Annotated in this window: 14 protein-coding genes and 2 pseudogenes; 12 read left to right on the forward strand and 4 right to left on the reverse strand. The window is 70.3% G+C overall.

The window, feature by feature from the left end:
• Positions 1 to 80 precede the first annotated feature (80 nt).
• The 6 genes from KDK95_RS17340 (at position 81) to KDK95_RS17365 (ending at position 4,160) form a co-directional block, all read left to right on the forward strand.
• Positions 81 to 548, forward strand: a complete 468-nt coding sequence (locus tag KDK95_RS17340; RefSeq protein WP_212519228.1) for a MaoC family dehydratase — start codon at positions 81 to 83, stop codon at positions 546 to 548.
• A 92-nt stretch (positions 549 to 640) separates the two neighbouring features.
• A complete protein-coding gene (locus tag KDK95_RS17345) occupies positions 641 to 1,384 on the forward strand; it encodes a DUF6758 family protein (RefSeq protein WP_212519229.1) in 744 nt (247 codons plus the stop codon).
• A 61-nt stretch (positions 1,385 to 1,445) separates the two neighbouring features.
• Entirely contained in the window at positions 1,446 to 2,282 is an 837-nt protein-coding gene (locus KDK95_RS17350) for a PHP domain-containing protein (protein WP_212519230.1), read from the forward strand.
• Between the two features lie 141 nt (positions 2,283 to 2,423).
• Positions 2,424 to 3,038: a MarC family protein gene (locus KDK95_RS17355; RefSeq protein WP_212519231.1), complete on the forward strand. Its 615-nt coding sequence runs from the start codon at positions 2,424 to 2,426 to the stop codon at positions 3,036 to 3,038.
• A gap of 48 nt (positions 3,039 to 3,086) precedes the next feature.
• Positions 3,087 to 3,677 carry an RNA 2'-phosphotransferase gene (locus KDK95_RS17360; RefSeq protein WP_372463338.1) on the forward strand — a complete coding sequence of 197 codons (591 nt, stop codon included), beginning with the start codon at positions 3,087 to 3,089 and terminating at the stop codon, positions 3,675 to 3,677.
• A 9-nt stretch (positions 3,678 to 3,686) separates the two neighbouring features.
• Positions 3,687 to 4,160: a VOC family protein gene (locus KDK95_RS17365; protein WP_212519233.1), complete on the forward strand. Its 474-nt coding sequence runs from the start codon at positions 3,687 to 3,689 to the stop codon at positions 4,158 to 4,160.
• Positions 4,161 to 4,163: 3 nt separating this feature from the next.
• Here KDK95_RS17365 and KDK95_RS17370 read toward each other — a convergent pair whose 3' ends face one another.
• Both KDK95_RS17370 and KDK95_RS17375 read right to left on the reverse strand, forming a co-directional pair.
• Positions 4,164 to 6,890 (reverse strand): PKD domain-containing protein, encoded by a 2,727-nt coding sequence (locus tag KDK95_RS17370; protein WP_212519234.1) that lies wholly within the window; start codon positions 6,888 to 6,890, stop codon positions 4,164 to 4,166.
• 115 nt (positions 6,891 to 7,005) lie between these two features.
• A complete protein-coding gene (locus tag KDK95_RS17375) occupies positions 7,006 to 7,605 on the reverse strand; it encodes a DinB family protein (RefSeq protein ID WP_212519235.1) in 600 nt (199 codons plus the stop codon).
• An 82-nt stretch (positions 7,606 to 7,687) separates the two neighbouring features.
• On the opposite strand from KDK95_RS17375, the pseudogene KDK95_RS38260 reads away from it, so the two are divergent.
• The 5 genes and pseudogenes from KDK95_RS38260 to KDK95_RS17395 form a co-directional block, all read left to right on the forward strand.
• Positions 7,688 to 7,871 (forward strand): annotated as a pseudogene (locus tag KDK95_RS38260) (MFS transporter); the annotation flags it as partial.
• A 380-nt stretch (positions 7,872 to 8,251) separates the two neighbouring features.
• Complete coding sequence (locus tag KDK95_RS37745; RefSeq protein WP_307844424.1) at positions 8,252 to 9,550, forward strand: glycosyltransferase; 1,299 nt, start codon at positions 8,252 to 8,254, stop codon at positions 9,548 to 9,550.
• A gap of 174 nt (positions 9,551 to 9,724) precedes the next feature.
• Positions 9,725 to 10,360: a hypothetical protein gene (locus KDK95_RS17385; protein ID WP_212519237.1), complete on the forward strand. Its 636-nt coding sequence runs from the start codon at positions 9,725 to 9,727 to the stop codon at positions 10,358 to 10,360.
• Position 10,361: 1 nt separating this feature from the next.
• Positions 10,362 to 11,984, forward strand: a complete 1,623-nt coding sequence (locus KDK95_RS17390) for an AbeC-like domain-containing protein (protein WP_212519238.1) — start codon at positions 10,362 to 10,364, stop codon at positions 11,982 to 11,984.
• A gap of 6 nt (positions 11,985 to 11,990) precedes the next feature.
• A complete protein-coding gene (locus KDK95_RS17395; RefSeq protein WP_212519239.1) occupies positions 11,991 to 12,719 on the forward strand; it encodes a TIR domain-containing protein in 729 nt (242 codons plus the stop codon).
• Positions 12,720 to 12,757: 38 nt separating this feature from the next.
• On the opposite strand, the gene KDK95_RS17400 is transcribed toward KDK95_RS17395, so the two are convergent.
• Positions 12,758 to 13,648 (reverse strand): macro domain-containing protein, encoded by an 891-nt coding sequence (locus KDK95_RS17400; protein ID WP_212519240.1) that lies wholly within the window; start codon positions 13,646 to 13,648, stop codon positions 12,758 to 12,760.
• Positions 13,649 to 13,761: 113 nt separating this feature from the next.
• Here KDK95_RS17400 and KDK95_RS17405 point away from each other — a divergent pair, with 113 nt between their 5' ends.
• Positions 13,762 to 15,099: an AfsR/SARP family transcriptional regulator gene (locus KDK95_RS17405; RefSeq protein ID WP_212519241.1), complete on the forward strand. Its 1,338-nt coding sequence runs from the start codon at positions 13,762 to 13,764 to the stop codon at positions 15,097 to 15,099.
• A gap of 168 nt (positions 15,100 to 15,267) precedes the next feature.
• On the opposite strand, the pseudogene KDK95_RS17410 reads toward KDK95_RS17405, so the two are convergent.
• Positions 15,268 to 15,448: pseudogene (locus tag KDK95_RS17410) on the reverse strand (type I glutamate--ammonia ligase); the annotation flags it as partial.

Genomic DNA, 15,448 nt, shown 5'->3' on the forward strand with positions numbered 1-15,448 from the left:
AGTGACGGCACCTACCCAGCGGTAACTTCTTGCGGCAGGATGAGCGGAACACACCTCCGACCCTTCAGGAGCTGACCCGCATGCAGTTCGGCCGCTACTTCGAAGAGTTCGAAATCGGTGCCGTCTACAAGCACTGGCCCGGCAAGACGGTCACCGAATACGACGACCACCTCTTCTGCCTGATCACCATGAACCACCACCCGCTGCACCTCGACGCGCACTACGCCGAGACCAGCACCGAGTTCAAGAAGAACGTCGTGGTGGGCAACTACATCTACTCGCTGCTGCTCGGCATGTCGGTGCCGGACGTCTCCGGGAAGGCCATCGCCAACCTCGAGGTCGAATCCCTCCGGCACGTCGCCCCGACCTTCCACGGCGACACGATCTACGGCGAGACCACCGTGCTCGACAAGACCGAGTCCAGATCGAAGCCGGACCGCGGCGTGGTCTACGTCGAGACGCGCGGCCTGAATCAGGACGGCACCGTGGTGTGCGTCTTCCGACGCAAGGTGATGGTCCCGAAGAAGCCGGCCGAGACCGCCGGATAACCCGCCGAAACGGATGTTCGGGCAGCCCGGAGCGCCACTGACGGGTGACGGGAGCTTGACGGAAGGCACCCGGACGGGAGACCGTTCGTACCATGAAGGGCGAGCCCAGTTGCCCGCGGTGCGGGAACCGCGTCCATGCTCCCGGAGACGCCACGGCGCATCTGCCGGTCGTCCCCGACTCGCTGGCGGGAATGGTGCCGGACACGGTTCCCGAGGACCTCGCCACGCTGCCCGCGGCGGCGCTCCCGTTCGGCGGCGGCGCGGTGGACCTGTGGCACTGCGAGGTGCACGGCGCCGTCCACCCGGTGCAGCCGGTGCTCGCGCCGGAGCACGAGGGGCTGGCCGCCGTCATCGCGCACTCCCAGGTGCCGCTGTGGCTGCCCTGGCCGCTGCCCGGCCAGTGGCGCTTCTCCGGCCTGGCCTACGTCGGCGACCGGCTCGACGGCGCGCGGGCCACGGTCGTCGCGATCAGCGGGCCCTCGCCCTTCGGCGGCGAGGGCGACCTGCTGCTGATCGCCGAGGAGATGGGCATCGGCATCGGCGCCCGCTTCGCCGGGCTGCCCGGACCCGACCCGGGACCGATCTTCGAGGACACCGCGGCCCACGCCAAGGTCTTCGCGGCCGGCCGGCCCACCCCCATGTGGGCCGTGCCCGGCACCGGCGACCGCGCGGTGTTCGTCGGCGAGGCGCGCGGGATGTGGCTGTGGCTGGTGCTCTGGCCCGCCATCGACGGCGCGATGCTCTACGACGACGTCGTGCTCACCGACCTGCGGGACGCGCTCGCCGAGATACCGCACCTGCCGCTCGGCACCCTTTCGCCGCGGTTCTTCGGCTGATCTCCGCCCGGTCGCCAGGCACCGACGTGAGAGGTCGTCGGACTCCCGGTAACCTGGGCCAATGCGGATCGACCTGCACACGCACAGCAGCTGTTCTGACGGTACGGACACGCCGTCGGAACTGCTCGCCAACGCCGCGCGCGCCGGGCTCGGCGTGATCGCGCTGACCGACCACGACACAACGGCCGGCTGGGACGCGGCGGCCTCGGCGGGGGAGCGCTACGGCGTGCGCGTGGTGCCCGGCGCCGAGATCTCCTGCCGCTTCGGCGGCAAGGGCGGCATCCAGGTCCACCTGCTGGCCTACGGCTTCGACCGCGGCGCCCCGGAGTTCGCCGCCGAGCGCGCGCTGCTGCGCGACGACCGGGAGCACCGCGCCGAGCTGATCACCGAGCGCTGCCGGGAGCTCGGCGCGCCGATCACCTGGGAGCAGGTGCAGCGGATCGCCCGCGGCGCCGCGATCGGCCGGCCGCACGTGGCGAGCGCGCTGGTCGAGGCCGGCGTGGTGCCGAGCGTGGACGCGGCCTTCTCCAGCCTCTGGCTCGCCGACGGCGGCCGCGCCTACGTGGAGAAGTACGCCCTCGACCCGGTGCACGCGATCCGGCTGGTGCGCGACGCGGGCGGCACGACCGTCTTCGCGCACCCGGCGGCCGCCAAGCGCGGCCGGATAGTGACCGAGGCGCAGATCGCGATGCTCGCCGACGCCGGCCTGCACGGCCTGGAGGCGGACCACCCGGACCACGACGAGCCGACCCGCGAGCGCATGCGGGCCCTGGCCCGCGACCTGAACATCGTGGCCACCGGATCCAGCGACTACCACGGCTCGCGCAAGACCGTCGTGCTCGGCCAGTGCACGACGGACCCGGAGGCTTTCGCCGCGCTCTTGCCCGAGTACGCCTAGGGGCCGCGGGAGACCGTCGGGCTCGGCGTGCTCGGACCGTGTCTGCGGCACCGACCCGGAGGCTTTCGCCGCGCTCTTGCCCGAGTACGCCTGAGCACTCGTACACTGGGCGGACCTCCGCCCATTCGAGTAAAGGCCCTCATGTTCAACGCGACGCTGTTCGGCACCAGCTTCATCACGCTGCTGGTCATCATGGACCCGCCCGGGACCGTGCCGATCTTCCTGGCGCTGACCTCGGGCCGCTCGAAGCGGGACCGGCGCTCGCTGGCGCTGCAGGCCTCGGCCGTCTCCCTCGGCGTGATCACCTGCTTCGCGGCCTTCGGCCAGCAGATCCTGCGGTACCTGGGCATCAACGTCGAGGCGCTGGAGGCGTCCGGCGGACTGCTGCTCCTGCTGGTCGCGCTGCAGCTGCTCACCGGCAACGCGGACGAGCCCTCGGAGACCACCGACGTCAACGTCGCGCTCGTCCCGCTGGGCACGCCGCTGCTGGCCGGCCCAGGCGCGATCGTCGCCGTGATCGTGTTCGTGCAGCAGATCCACCGGGCCGGGGACCTGATCGCGGTGGCCGCCGCGATCGTCGCCACCCACATCGTGATCTGGCTGACGATGCGTTACTCGGTCTACGTGATCCGGGTGATCAAGGACTCCGGGGTCACGCTCGTCACCCGGATCGCCGGTCTGCTGCTCGCCGCGATCGCCGTGCAGATGGTCGCGGACGCGATCCACTCCTACCTGATCGCCTGGCACATCGTCTGACGCCCGCCGGGCAAATCCGCCTGACAGCGGACCCGCCGGCTGGCTACCATGCGGCGCATGGACCAGCTCGCCGAGGCGGACGCCGTCAAGGACTCCAAGTTCCTCGCCGGCGTCCTGCGCCACGATCCCGGCAAGATCGGCGTCACCCTCGACGCCGCCGGATGGGTCGACGTCGACGTGCTGCTCGCCGCGCTCAAGCGCCGCGGCCGCCGGATCGACCGCGCCCGGCTCGACTTCGTGGTCGAGCACAACAACAAGAAGCGCTTCGAGTACGACGAGTCCGGGGCGCGGATCCGCGCGAGCCAGGGCCACAGCGTGCCGGTCGATCTCGGCTACGAGCCGCAGGATCCGCCGGAGACGCTCTTCCACGGCACCGCGACGCGTTCGCTGGACTCGATCTTCGCCGAGGGACTGCTGCCCGGCGGCCGCCACCACGTGCACCTGTCGGTGGATGTGGAGACCGCGGTGAAGGTCGGATCGCGGCACGGCAAGCCCGTCGTGCTCGTCGTCGCGGCGGCCCGGATGCGCGCCGACGGCCGCGCGTTCTTCCGCAGCACCAACGGAGTCTGGCTCACCGAGCACGTGGCTCCGGAATACCTCTCGTTCGCGCAGCCGGATTCTGTCGGCCCCCCGGCTTAGTCTGAGGGCATGTCAGATCGCCACGCAACCCCGCCCGCCGTCCCCGCCCGCATCAGCCTGGTCACCCTGGGCTGCGCGAATCTGCAGACCCTCACCGAGTTCTACGCGCGGCTCGGCTGGCCGCAGGTGCTGCCCGCCGACGAGGGCGTGAGCTTCTTCCGGCTGGCCGGGGCGCTGCTCTCGCTCTACCCGGAGGCGGACCTCGCGGCCGACGCGATGGTCCCGATCGACCGCGGCACCGGGCAGTTCCGCACCCGCTCCACCCTCGCGATCAACGTCGCCACGCCGGAGGAGGTCGATGCGGCGCTGGCGCACGCGGTCGAGTCCGGCGGCAGCATGGTGAAGCCGCCCCAGAAGGTCTTCTGGGGCGGCTACTCCGGCTATTTCGCGGATCCGGAGGGCAACCTCTGGGAGGTCGCCCACAACCCGTTCTGGCCGCTCGACGAGCGCGGCCTGCCGGTCATCCCGGATCGCGCCGAGTAGAGATCAGGAGCTCTGGAAGAACCCGGACACGTCGACGATCAGCTGGAGGCTGCCGGCGCTCTGGTTGTAGTAGTCGATGTCGCCGTCGCTGCCCGGCGCGCTGATGGACAGGTTCGGCACCGTCGCCCCCTTGACGAAGTTGAGCGTCGAGGTGGTCGGGATCACCGGGTACCCGTTCGATCCCTTGTTGTCCGGGAACACGATCAGGTCTCCGTTGACCGCCGTCGGCGCGGTCACCGTCGCGTTGGTCACCACACCGGTGATCAGGGGCTCCACGTTGCCCCAGAAGTCGGTGCCGAGCGGCAGGTAGTAGTAGTAACCGGAGGGCAGCGCGCCGCCCGTGATCTGCCGGGTGTCGAGGTAGCGGAACGGGGTCACCGGCTCGTACGACGAGACGGACTCGGACATGTTCGCGGTGAAGTAGCCGTTCACGTCCACGATCATCCGCAGCGAGCCGCCGCCGGTCAGCACCACGTCGATGTAGCCGTCGGCGCCGACCGGAACGATCGCCGCGTTGGCGATGACCTGGTTGGCGGTGAAGTTGACGTTGGACACGCCCGGCACCGTGCCGTTGTCCGGGTACGCCCGGATGTATCCGGCGCCGGTCGGCGAGGCGACGGTCAGGTTCACCGCCACCGCCTTGACGTCCGCCGGCACCCCGCCGACGCCCGCGACCTTCAGCTTGACCGGGTCGGACTCGGTGAGCGGCGCGTGGTGACCGCCGGTCGTGGTGCGCGTGTCGAGCAGCCGGACCGGAGCGGGCATCGAGGCGAAGCCGTCGGCCTGCGCCGGGGCGAAGTAGCCGGCCTCGTCGGCGACCAGGTCCACGGACCCGGTGCCGCCGTTGTAGAGCTTGATGTCGCCGTTGGTGCCGATCGGCACGATCGCCATGTTCGCGACGGTCTGCCCGACCCCGAAGTTCACGTTCGACGAGATCGGCACGGATGCGCCGGCCTCGTAGGCGGTGATGAAGCCGTGCCCCTTGGCGTCGGTGACCGTGATGTTCAGCGCGACGGCGGTCGCCGTGGACGGAACCGAGCCGACGCCGCCGATCGCGAGCGTCAGCGTCTTGCCGCTGCCGAGCGAGGCGATGACGCCGTTGGTGCCGGTGCCCTTGCGCGTGTCGAGCACCCGGACCGGTCCGACCGGCGTGTAGTCGGAGCCCGCGGTCTCCGCGCTGACGGTCGCCGACGAGGTGTCGCCGAAGGCGTCCGTGACGGTGACCGTGACGTTGTAGATGCCGGGGCTCGTGTACGTGTACATCTGGTTGCCGGTGGTCGACGCCGCGGTGGTCGCCGAGCCGTCACCCCAGTTGTACGTGTACGTCGCGTACGCGTCCCGCTGGACCGACGCGTCCGGGTCGGCGTACATGACGCGCGCGCTGTCCTGGTACACCGTCAGCGCGGCTGTCAACGAGGGCGCCACGTACTTCAGCGCGCCGCGGTCGGCGTACGAGCTGCGGCCGTTGAAGTCAGTGGTCAGATAACCCGGCGCCGAGGTGTTCGCGGTTCCGACCGACAGCGAGGTGCTGGTCGGAGCGGCGTCGACGACCGGCGTGCCGCTCATGTTGCCGGGGGAGAGGAACATCTCCGCGTCCCGCGTCGGGTCGACCGCGTCGTGAGCGCCCTGCGACACGGCGGTCTGGAACGCCGCGAGAGTCGCGTAGGTCGTACCGCTCCAGGAGTACGCCGCGGTGCTTTCCGCGTCGAAGATGAAGTCGTTGTAGTCGGTCGTCGTCCCGGCGACCGAGGTCGAGTCGACCGTGACGTCCGGAGAGTACGTGGTGCACGCCGACGCCGACGGGGCCTCGATCACGTTGTTCTCGATCGAGACGGACGTAGAGGTCGCGGTGACGTTCACGGCGCTGGGGCAGCTGCGCTGGATGGTGTCGCCGACGATGTCCAGGCCCTTGGCCGCGTCGGCCGCGATGCCGGTGCCGTTCAAGGTGTAGATGACGTCGGAGGCGAGCGTCACGTTCTGGTTGCCCGTCTCGACGTCGATCGCGTCGCCGGTGGTGGTGCTGGCGAGCGTCGAGCGGGTGACCGCGACGTTCGTCGAGTTCATGATGTTCAGCGTGTTGAGCTGGTTCTCGTCGACCAGGCTGTCCTGGTCGAGCGTGACGTTGCTGGAGCTGTACACCGTCGCCGTCGTCGCGGCGTTCGTCCGCAGCGCCAGGTTGCGGATGGTGATGCCGGTCGAGTTCGAGATGTCGAGCCCGTAGTAGCCCTGGCTCCGCGAGTCGCCGACGCCGCTGCCCTCGCCGACGATCGTCAGGTTGGACTTGCCGCTGATCGAGATGGACTCGTTGTACTCGTAATCGTCAGCGTAGTTGTTGTAGACCTCGATCGTGTCGCCCGACACGGCCGCGTTCACGGCCGACTGCAGCAGGCAGTACGGGTCGTCCGCCGTGCCGAGGCCGAGCTCCGAGGTGCACGGCGTGAGGTCCGGCTCGACGTAGATGATCGGGGTGGTGCCGGCGGTGGCCTTGGCGGTGCTGGAGGCCAGCACGGCGCGCTTGCCGACCGTGGTGTGCCCGGCCGCCTTGGCGGTCGAGCTGAACGACTTGTAACCCGACGCGGCGGAGCTGCCGGCGGCCTTGGCCACCGTGCGGCCGGAGCCGGCGGCCGACGACGCGTGCTGCGCCGTGGCGGCCTGCGCGGGTGCCCCGAGGAAGATGCCCGCGCAGGCCAGCGATACGCCGGCCGCCGCGAGGCGACGGAAATGAGACAACGATCCCCCAACCGGAAACCTGTGGACTTCAACTTCAGTCCGCAGGGTACTCACATCGCGTACTCCGTGAACCTCATTAATGAGGATTGTTACATTCCCCGGACGTGACAGCCTGTTACCCCCGGCCCTGGACCTCCCGCGCGGCCTCCTCGATGCGCGCGACGTATCCCCGCCACCAGTCCGCGTCGTGCTCCGGGAGGTTGGAGCTGCGCGCGGTCAGGCCCGCGGAGTCGTCGATCCGCTCGCGCAGGATGTCGGCATGCCCGGCGTGCCGGTTCACCTCGGCGATCACGTGGATCAGCATCTGCTGCAGGGTCGGGTGCCTGCGCTCCTCGGGCCACCACGGCACCGTGCCGCGCGCCTCGAGGTCCAGCGCGGCGATCGTGGCGTCGGCGTGCTCCCAGGCGCGCCGGTGCAGCTCCAGGATCATCTCCGTCGACTCCCCGGCCGGCACCCACAGGTCGGCGTTGTTCTCCGCGTCCTCGTCGGTCCACGGCAGCGGCTCGGGGAACGGCCGATCGAATACGAACCCGAAGTAGCCCGCGCCCACGCACGCCACGTGCTTGACCAGACCGAGCAGGTTCGTCCCCGTCGGCGTCAGCGGCCGCCGCATGTCGTACTGCGAGAGGCCCTCGAGCTTCCAGAGCAGCGCCTCACGGGCGTTGACCAGGTAGCGCTGGGCGGTGGCCTTCGCAAGATCTTCGCTATCGCTCATGTCCCCGAGTCTGCCATCCGGGACCGACAGGCCACGGTCTTCGCCGCAGCTTGTCCACGCCCTGGACCGGGCGGAGCAGATCATCCAGCACCATTTCGCGGACGTGCCCGGGGTGAAAGCGGCCCGCGCCACTGGTATTGACCATTACCGCGCTCGCTCTCGCGATTCTCGCACCTTTCGCCGGAGTGATCGTCGACCGTCTCGGCCGTAAACGCCTGTTGATCGTTTCGACGCTCTGCTCAGTGTTTTTCGGCACCGCGCCGCTTCGCAGCGCCGTCCGCCGCGCCGTCCGCCGCGCCCGCGGCCCTCGAGCGCCGTCCTTTCCCGTGGCGCGTCCTCGCCTCTCGGGTACGCCGGTCGCGGCGGCGGCACGGGCCTGTGGACGGCCGCGTTCTTCGGCGGCGAGTTCGCCTGCCCGCCGGTCCTGATCGGGCTGGAGGCGTTGGCCGGGAACCCGGCGTCGCCGGTGGGCGTCTTGGGTGTCGCGGCCTTCGTTCTCGCCGCCGGGCTCATGATCGCCGCGCGTCAGGGCGCTAATGCGACACGCCCGGATGCGCGGATTATTTCCCGATCTTCCTAACACTGAAGTAGGGTGCGGGGCCACACGCAGTCCAACTCCGCCCTATCGGCTACAAAGGATCCTTGAGTGCGCATCGGTTTCTTCAGCGACCGCTACTTACCATTCACTGATGGAATCGCGTGCTCCATGGAGGACGCGCGGCGCGAACTCGAGGATCTCGGGCACGAGGTTCACATCTTCGCGCCCAAGCCGGACCGGCGGTACTGCGAGCAGGCGCCGCGGGTCACCCGCTTCCCGGCCGTCAAGGGCCTCTTCTTCGACGACTACCGGTGCAGCGTCTTCTACCCGCCGCGCACCCGCCGCGAGGTCGACAAGCTGGAGCTGGACCTCGTCCACTTCCACACCCCCGGCCAGATCGGCCTGTTCGGCGCGTACTACGCGCGCCGGCACGATCTGCCGCTGGTCACGACGTACCACACCGATCTCTACGCGTACGTCACCCACTACCCCGGGGTGCTCCCGGGCGTGGTCGCCCTCTCGATCCTGGCGCCGTACGTCACCGGCGGCGGCGCCGGCGAGCGGCGGATCTCGCGGTCCTGCGTGCGGCCGGAGCGCAGCATCGACCGGTGGAACCAGAAGGTCGTCGAGCGCGGCATGACCTTGATCCACAACAGCTGCGACCTGGTCATCACGCCGTCGGCCAAGATGACCGCGCAGCTCGGCGGCTGGAACACCACGAGCCGGATCGCCACGCTGCCCAGCGGCGTCGACGAGATCCCGGCGACCGCGGCCGAGATCGAGGCCGCGCGGCGCGAGTACGGCATCGCGGACGACGAGCAGGTCGTGCTCTACGTCGGCCGGATCGGCAGCGAGAAGAACCTCGGTGTCCTGATCGACGCGTTCACGCACGTCGCGCGCGGCAACGCCAAGGCCCGCCTGATGCTGATCGGCCCCGGTGACGAGGAGAACAGATTCCGCGACCAGGCCGCGGCCACCGCGTGCGCCGGCCGGATCACCTTCACCGGCCGCAAGCCGCGCGCCGAGCTCGGCGCGTACTACGGCCTCGCGGAGGTCTTCGCCTTCCCCTCGACCGCCGACACGCAAGCGCTCGTCGTCAACGAGGCCGCCTGGGCCGGGACGCCGATCGTGATGGTGGACCGGAACATCAGCCAGATCGTCGAGGACGGCGTCAGCGGCCTCTACGCCGCGAACGCGGCGGAGGACTTCGCCGCCAAGATCAGCGCGCTTCTCGACGACCCGCGGCGCGCCAAGGCGCTCGGCGCGGTCGCCCGCGAGCGCGCCTCCAAGCTCACCGCGCGCGTCCAGGCCGGCAAACTCGCCCGGCTGTACGAGGAGACCCTCGCCAACGCCGCCCCCGGCGCCGCACCCGAGCCTCCCGAGATGCCGGCGCTGCTCGCCGCGTAGTCGTCCGAGAGCGCTGGGAAGCGCTTCGGAAGCGCAACGGTGCTTTTCCGGGAACGGCCGCGCTGGTCGCATGAACCCATGACGACACCTGTGCACGGTTCCTCTTCGCTAGAACCGCCGCAAGGCCGAGCCGGGGCGGTGGGGATCCCGGCTCGGCCACCCGGACGCAAGGCCGTGGGCATCTTCCTGGCGCCCGCGACCGGACGGGCGGCGGCGTTGGCCATCGCCGGGATCCCGCTGGCCGTATTCCTCGTCGCCGGCTTCGCGGCCGACGCCGCGGCCAATTCGGGCGGCGACGGCGGACAGTCCCAGTCGCCGTACGGGCTCTCGCCGACCGTCGGGCAGTCGTATCCGGAATCTTCCGCGTCGTACCCGACCGACAGCACGGACTCGGGCCTCGTGGAGTCGACGGACTCGGCCTCCGACCACGGGTCCGCCACGGACTTCGCATCCGCGGTCTCCACAGACACCGGCAGTTCGACGGCGACGGGCACCGCGACCGCGTCGCCCTCGGCTACCGCGACCGGCCCGGCCGCCGTGGTCCTCGCCGCATACGCCGACATCAACAACCACGACTACGAAGGCGCCTACGCCCTCGGCCTGGACCTGAACGGCGAGTCGTACCAGGACTTCGCCAACGGCTACAGCACAACCCAGTCCGACACCATCACGATCACCGGCGTCAGCGGCGACGTCGTGGGCGTCTCACTGCTCGCGATCTCCACCGACGGCACCCAGAGCACGTACTCAGGCACATACACCGTGACCGGCGGAAAAATCACCGGCGCCGATCTCCAGCAGGTGAGCTGAGATGACCGATACGCGCATCCCCGGATACGAATCCGACTCCTCGCTGCCGAACCCGGCGGGGATGGCACGCGTCCCGCGCCCCTACGCCCACAGCAACGCGACGCGGCTGCTGAGCGCGGGCGCGTACCTGGAGAAAGACTTCCGCACGGGGGTGATACGGGAGCTGGTCAGGGACTTCTACCGGGTCGTCGCCCCCTCGTACGGCTATGACGCGGTGACCGTCCTCGCGCACGCGCTGGCCGCGCGCAGCCTGCGCCGCAAGCAGCTCGCCGGGGTCTTCCTCGGCGAGCTGCTCACACTGATTCTGGCGAGCAAGGGCCTGCTGCCCGGCGTCAGCGCCGTGCTGATCGCGCTCTGGCTGCCGTGGGCGTTCTCGTTCCTGCGCCGAGTCGCCACGATGCAGGCGCTGATCACGTGGCTGAGCCCGCGGCCGTCGCCGAGCACCTCAGGGGCGGCCGACTACGAGTACGACTTCCCGGCCGACCGCGCGCTGACCCCCGAGCTCGTCGAGAAGATCGCGCTGCAGCAGGCGGGCGGACAGCAGGAGATCATGTTCGCGCGCGAGCGCTTCCGGCCCTTCGTCGGCGCCGGCTGGGACAAGGACGACTGGACCGCCGCCGCGCTGCTGCTGCCGATGAAGACCGACCCTACGCTGCGCGCCTATCTCAGGGACGAGGAGGACGAGGAAGAGGAGATCGAGCAGCCGCCGGTGATCCCGTTCACCGTGGAGGAGATCTCCGAATACGTCGCGCAGCGGCTCGAATCGGAGCTGCGCGACGACGCGCCCTACGGCGAGCAGATCGAGAACCTGGTCGTCGAGCGGCGCCGGTACAGCCGCGCGGGCTCGCTGCCGGCGAAGAAGCGGCTGTTCTGGCGCTGGCGGGGCGTGCTCCTGCTGCCGCCGTCCACGGTCGGCGAGATCGGGTCCTTCCGGCCCTTCGAGGACCGCGAGCAGTACGACGCCGCGCGCGAGTACCTGTGCATCCGGGTCGGCGCCTGGGACCAGGAGGTCGTGAACTCGATCTTCGTCGGCTTCGACGTGCGCGGGAACACGCTCTACAGCGAGTTCTACCCGCACGTGATGCCGCCGGTGCAGGCGAGCTTCCACCTCGTCGACCGGCTCCCGCAGCGGCTCGGCGTCAAACTGCTGCTGCGCATCGCGATCGACATCCCGCTGAGCCTGCCGCGCCAGATCTACAACACCTTCTGGGCCGCGCTGCGCGCGGCCTGGGCCCAGATCCGGCGCCTGGGCCGGGCGGCGATCGGCTTCGTCGGCGTGATCGACGGCAGCGACCTGCGCCTCGGCCGGTACGCGGTCGATCTGGTGGACACCGGCGCGAAGGTGAGCCTGCGCGAGCTGGCGGCCTCGCCGGACTACCACCACTTCTTCCAGAAGGCCGACCACACGAAGTACGTGCAGATCGTGCAGCGCCGCCTGCTCGAAGTGATGCGCGACTTCCTGATCGAGCACAACATCGACGTGTTCGACCACGACCAGCGCGGCACCACGATCCTGGACAAGTCGACGCGCAACTACGGCGACGCGATCATCCACGGCAACGGCGTCATCAACCAGGGCGGCCGCGGCAACCGGCAGTCCTTCGGCCGCGGGCGGGGGGCGTGACCGACGATGGCCAAGAACACCTTCGGCAACGCCTCCATCGGCGGCGACGGCATCATCAACCAGGGCGGCGCGAACGTGCGCCAGACCTTCAACCAGGCCGAGAGCCCCGAGACGGCCGCCGCTGAGCATGCGAGGCGGCTTTCGCTGCTGGAGGAGGCGAGGCGCGAGCAGGCGGACGTGGACCGCAGCATCTTCGTGGTCTACGGCCGGGACACCGCCGTCAACAACGCCGTCTTCCAGCTGCTGCGCAATCTCGACCTCAAGCCGCTGGAGTGGGAGAAACTGGTGCGCGGCAGCCGGGACGGGCGCATGACGCCGATCCTGGGCGACGTCGTCATCAACGCTCCACGGCTGGCCGCCGCGGCCGTCGTGATCCTCACACCCGAGGACGCGGTCATGCTGCACCCGGAACTGCGTAAGCCGCGCGAAGACGCCTTCGAACTGCATCCGACGCTGCAGCCGCGGCCGAACGTGCTGGTGGAGCTCGGGATCGTGCTCGGGGTCTATCCCGAGCGCACGCTGATCCTCGAGTTCGGCGAGCTGCGGCCGATCGCCGACCTGGGCGGGTTCAACTCGGTCCGCTTCCAGCAGTCGACGAATCTCGTCGACGCTCTGCGGAAGGTCGCGGGGCGGCTGCAGCAGGCCGGGCTGCCGGTCGACGACGCGGGCTCGGCCTGGCTCGATCCGAAGCCGTTCCAGAACCTCAAGGCCTATCGCCGCAAGCCGGTCGTCTGACCGGGCGGCGGGGCAGTCCCTCGGGGCTGCGGGCGACCTCAGCGGTCGGCCGCCGCCCCGAGGGACTGCAGGAAGTCGGCGATGCTCGGCAGGTCGATCCGGTTCAGGTCCTCGGGCCGGATCAGCACCCGCAGCTCCCGGCAGACCCGCCGCTCCCGCGAGCGCACCACGAAGGACAGCAGGATCAGCCGGAGGATGTCCTGCGCCTCCAGATAGTCGAGCCGGGCCAGCCCCGCCCCCAGCAGCGGGATGGCGAGCGCGTCCTGGTGCCCGCGCCGGTCGACGGCGTCCCACAGCCGGTTCAGCCCGAGCCAGAGGTCCTCGACGCTCGACCGCGCCACGCCGTCGCCGCCCACCGCGCTGTACGCCACCGCGAACACCCGCCGCGGTCCGTCGTCGAGGACCGCGACCGTGCCGATCGGATAGCGCACCGTACCGCCCGCACGCCTACGGTTGCGGCGAGCGGAACCCGCCGGCCGCGACCCGCGCAGCGCCGACGTCACCGCGGCACTCAGCTTCGCCGCGTCGCCCCCGTAGACGCGAGCGAGAAGCTGCCCCTGCACGGACGCCGGGCTGATCGGCCCGTGCGGCCATACGTCCGTGGAGAAGGTGTCGGAGAAGCCGACCGCCAGATGCTCCGGCCGGTCGAAGAGGTCGCCCGGCTCCACCACCACCGTCATCCCCGGGTACCTGAACTCGCGCCGCACGTGCGTACGCGGCCGCGCCCGTATCGCGGCGTATGCGAGGCACGGTCCGATAGCGGCCAGCGTCCACCGCCCCGGATCGGCGAAGGCCGCCGGCACCGCCGGCCCCACGAACTGGACCGCCGCCGAGACCGCGCCGAACGCGCCGAGCAGAGTCCCGCAGAAGAGCCGCAGCGCGCGGCGGCCCTGCCCCGGTTGCCGCAGAACACTGAGAAGCGGTGACATCTAGGTCTCATCTCGTCTTTCGGCCTGCCGGCCGACGGGTAATCAGTTACCGTGCCCTTGGTGGATCGCCGCGGAAGGAGAGGTCCGCGGCACGTGGTGGGAGAGGGTTCGACATGACGCGCATCCGCGTGAGCGTGTTGGGGCCCGTGCAGGTCGAGGTGGACGGGAGCGTCGCGAAGCTCTCGCCCCGGGCACTGCGCGTCTTGATGCGGCTGGTGGCCGCGGGAGGACGCCCGGTGGGAGTGAAGCAGCTGCGCTGGGATCTGTGGCGCGAAGTGGATCGGCCGCACGAGTCGCGAAACGGGCGCAACCAGGTGCAGAAGGGCATCTCCGAGCTGCGCGGGATCTTCGATCCGGCCCGCTCCGGAGCCGCCGACGACGTATTGCGGACCGAGGAGCTCTACAGCGGACCGGAACGGGAGAGCGCCTACCGGCTGGTGCTCGGCCCCGACAGCCTGGACGCGGCGGAGTTCGGCGCCCTCGTCGCCGACGCCATGCACGGCGCCGTAGCCGCGTCCGCCGACCGGCTGACCCGGGCGGTAGCGCTGTGGCGCGGCAGGCCGCTCGCCCAAGCCGGCGACGAGGCGTACGCCGAGAACCTGGTGCGGATATGGCGCGAGCAATACGCGACCGCCCTGCGCGAACTCGTCCGCATCCACGGCGAGTTCGGCCGCTATGACCTCGCATTGCCCTTCGCTCGAAGGCTGGCAGAGGAGTTCCCCGACGACGCCGAGGCCGCCGCGGCCCTGACCGGGGTTCACGAACGCCTGCGCGCCCGGCACGGCGACGAACTGCTCCGCCGCGCCTTCCCGGAGCTGCGGACCGAGGTGGCGCTGGTCCGGGGCGACCTGTTCGCCCAGAAGGACGCGAGCCTGGTCATCGGCTTCACAGACACCTTCGACGTGGAGACCAAGGAAAGCAGGGTCATCAGCCGGGAAAGCGTGCAAGGCCAGCTCGTAGACCGCCTGTACGGCGGCGACACGACCGCACTGGACCGCGAGCTGCGCCGCGGCCTACGAGCGGTCCCCGCGCTGGGCATGGAGTCCCGAAGCGCCAAGCCGCGCGGCAAACTCCTGCGATACCCCGTAGGCACGGTCATCCCCGTACCCCTGGACGGCCGCCTGATATATGCCGCCGCGTACTCCAGGCTAGACAACGATCTGGTGGCGAGATCGAGCCGCGACGACCTGGCGGCCACCCTGGACCGGGTCTGGGAGAGCGCCGCGCGATACGGCCGCATGCTCCCGATCGCAGTCCCCCTGCTCGGCTCAGGCCTGGCCCGCATCACCGAGCTCCGCCAGGAGCAGCTGCTGGGCATGATCGTCGAGTCCTTCCTGCGCGGCTGCCGCCGACACGACACGGTCGCCCCGCAGCTCCGCATCGTCCTGCGCCCCGAGGACCTCGAGCGCGTGGACCCCGTCCGCGTCGCGAAGGAGGTCTTCGCCCTCTAGCGCACCACCCGCCCCGCTTCCGCCGCTAGCGCCGCCGCGCTTCCGGCCCGCTTCCGATGCGGGGGAGCGGTCGGTACGGCCCGCGAGGCTGCGCGCCCGAAGACCATCAGGGTCGCACCGGGCCGACCCGGTGCAACCCTGATGGGAACCTGCAGATCAGAACACTGATCAGATGTCGTAGTAAAGCTCGAACTCGTGCGGGTGGGGGCGCAGGCGGATCGGGTCGATCTCGGCGGACTGCTTGTAGGCGATCCAGGTCTCGATCAGGTCCGGGGTGAAGACGCCGCCCGCGGTGAGGTACTCGTGGTCCTCCTCGAGGGCGGTGAGGACGGCGGGGAGGGAGCCGGGG

It is taken from the genome of Actinospica acidithermotolerans (assembly GCF_018139625.1).
Taxonomy (GTDB): Bacteria; Actinomycetota; Actinomycetes; order Streptomycetales; family Catenulisporaceae; genus Actinospica; species Actinospica acidithermotolerans.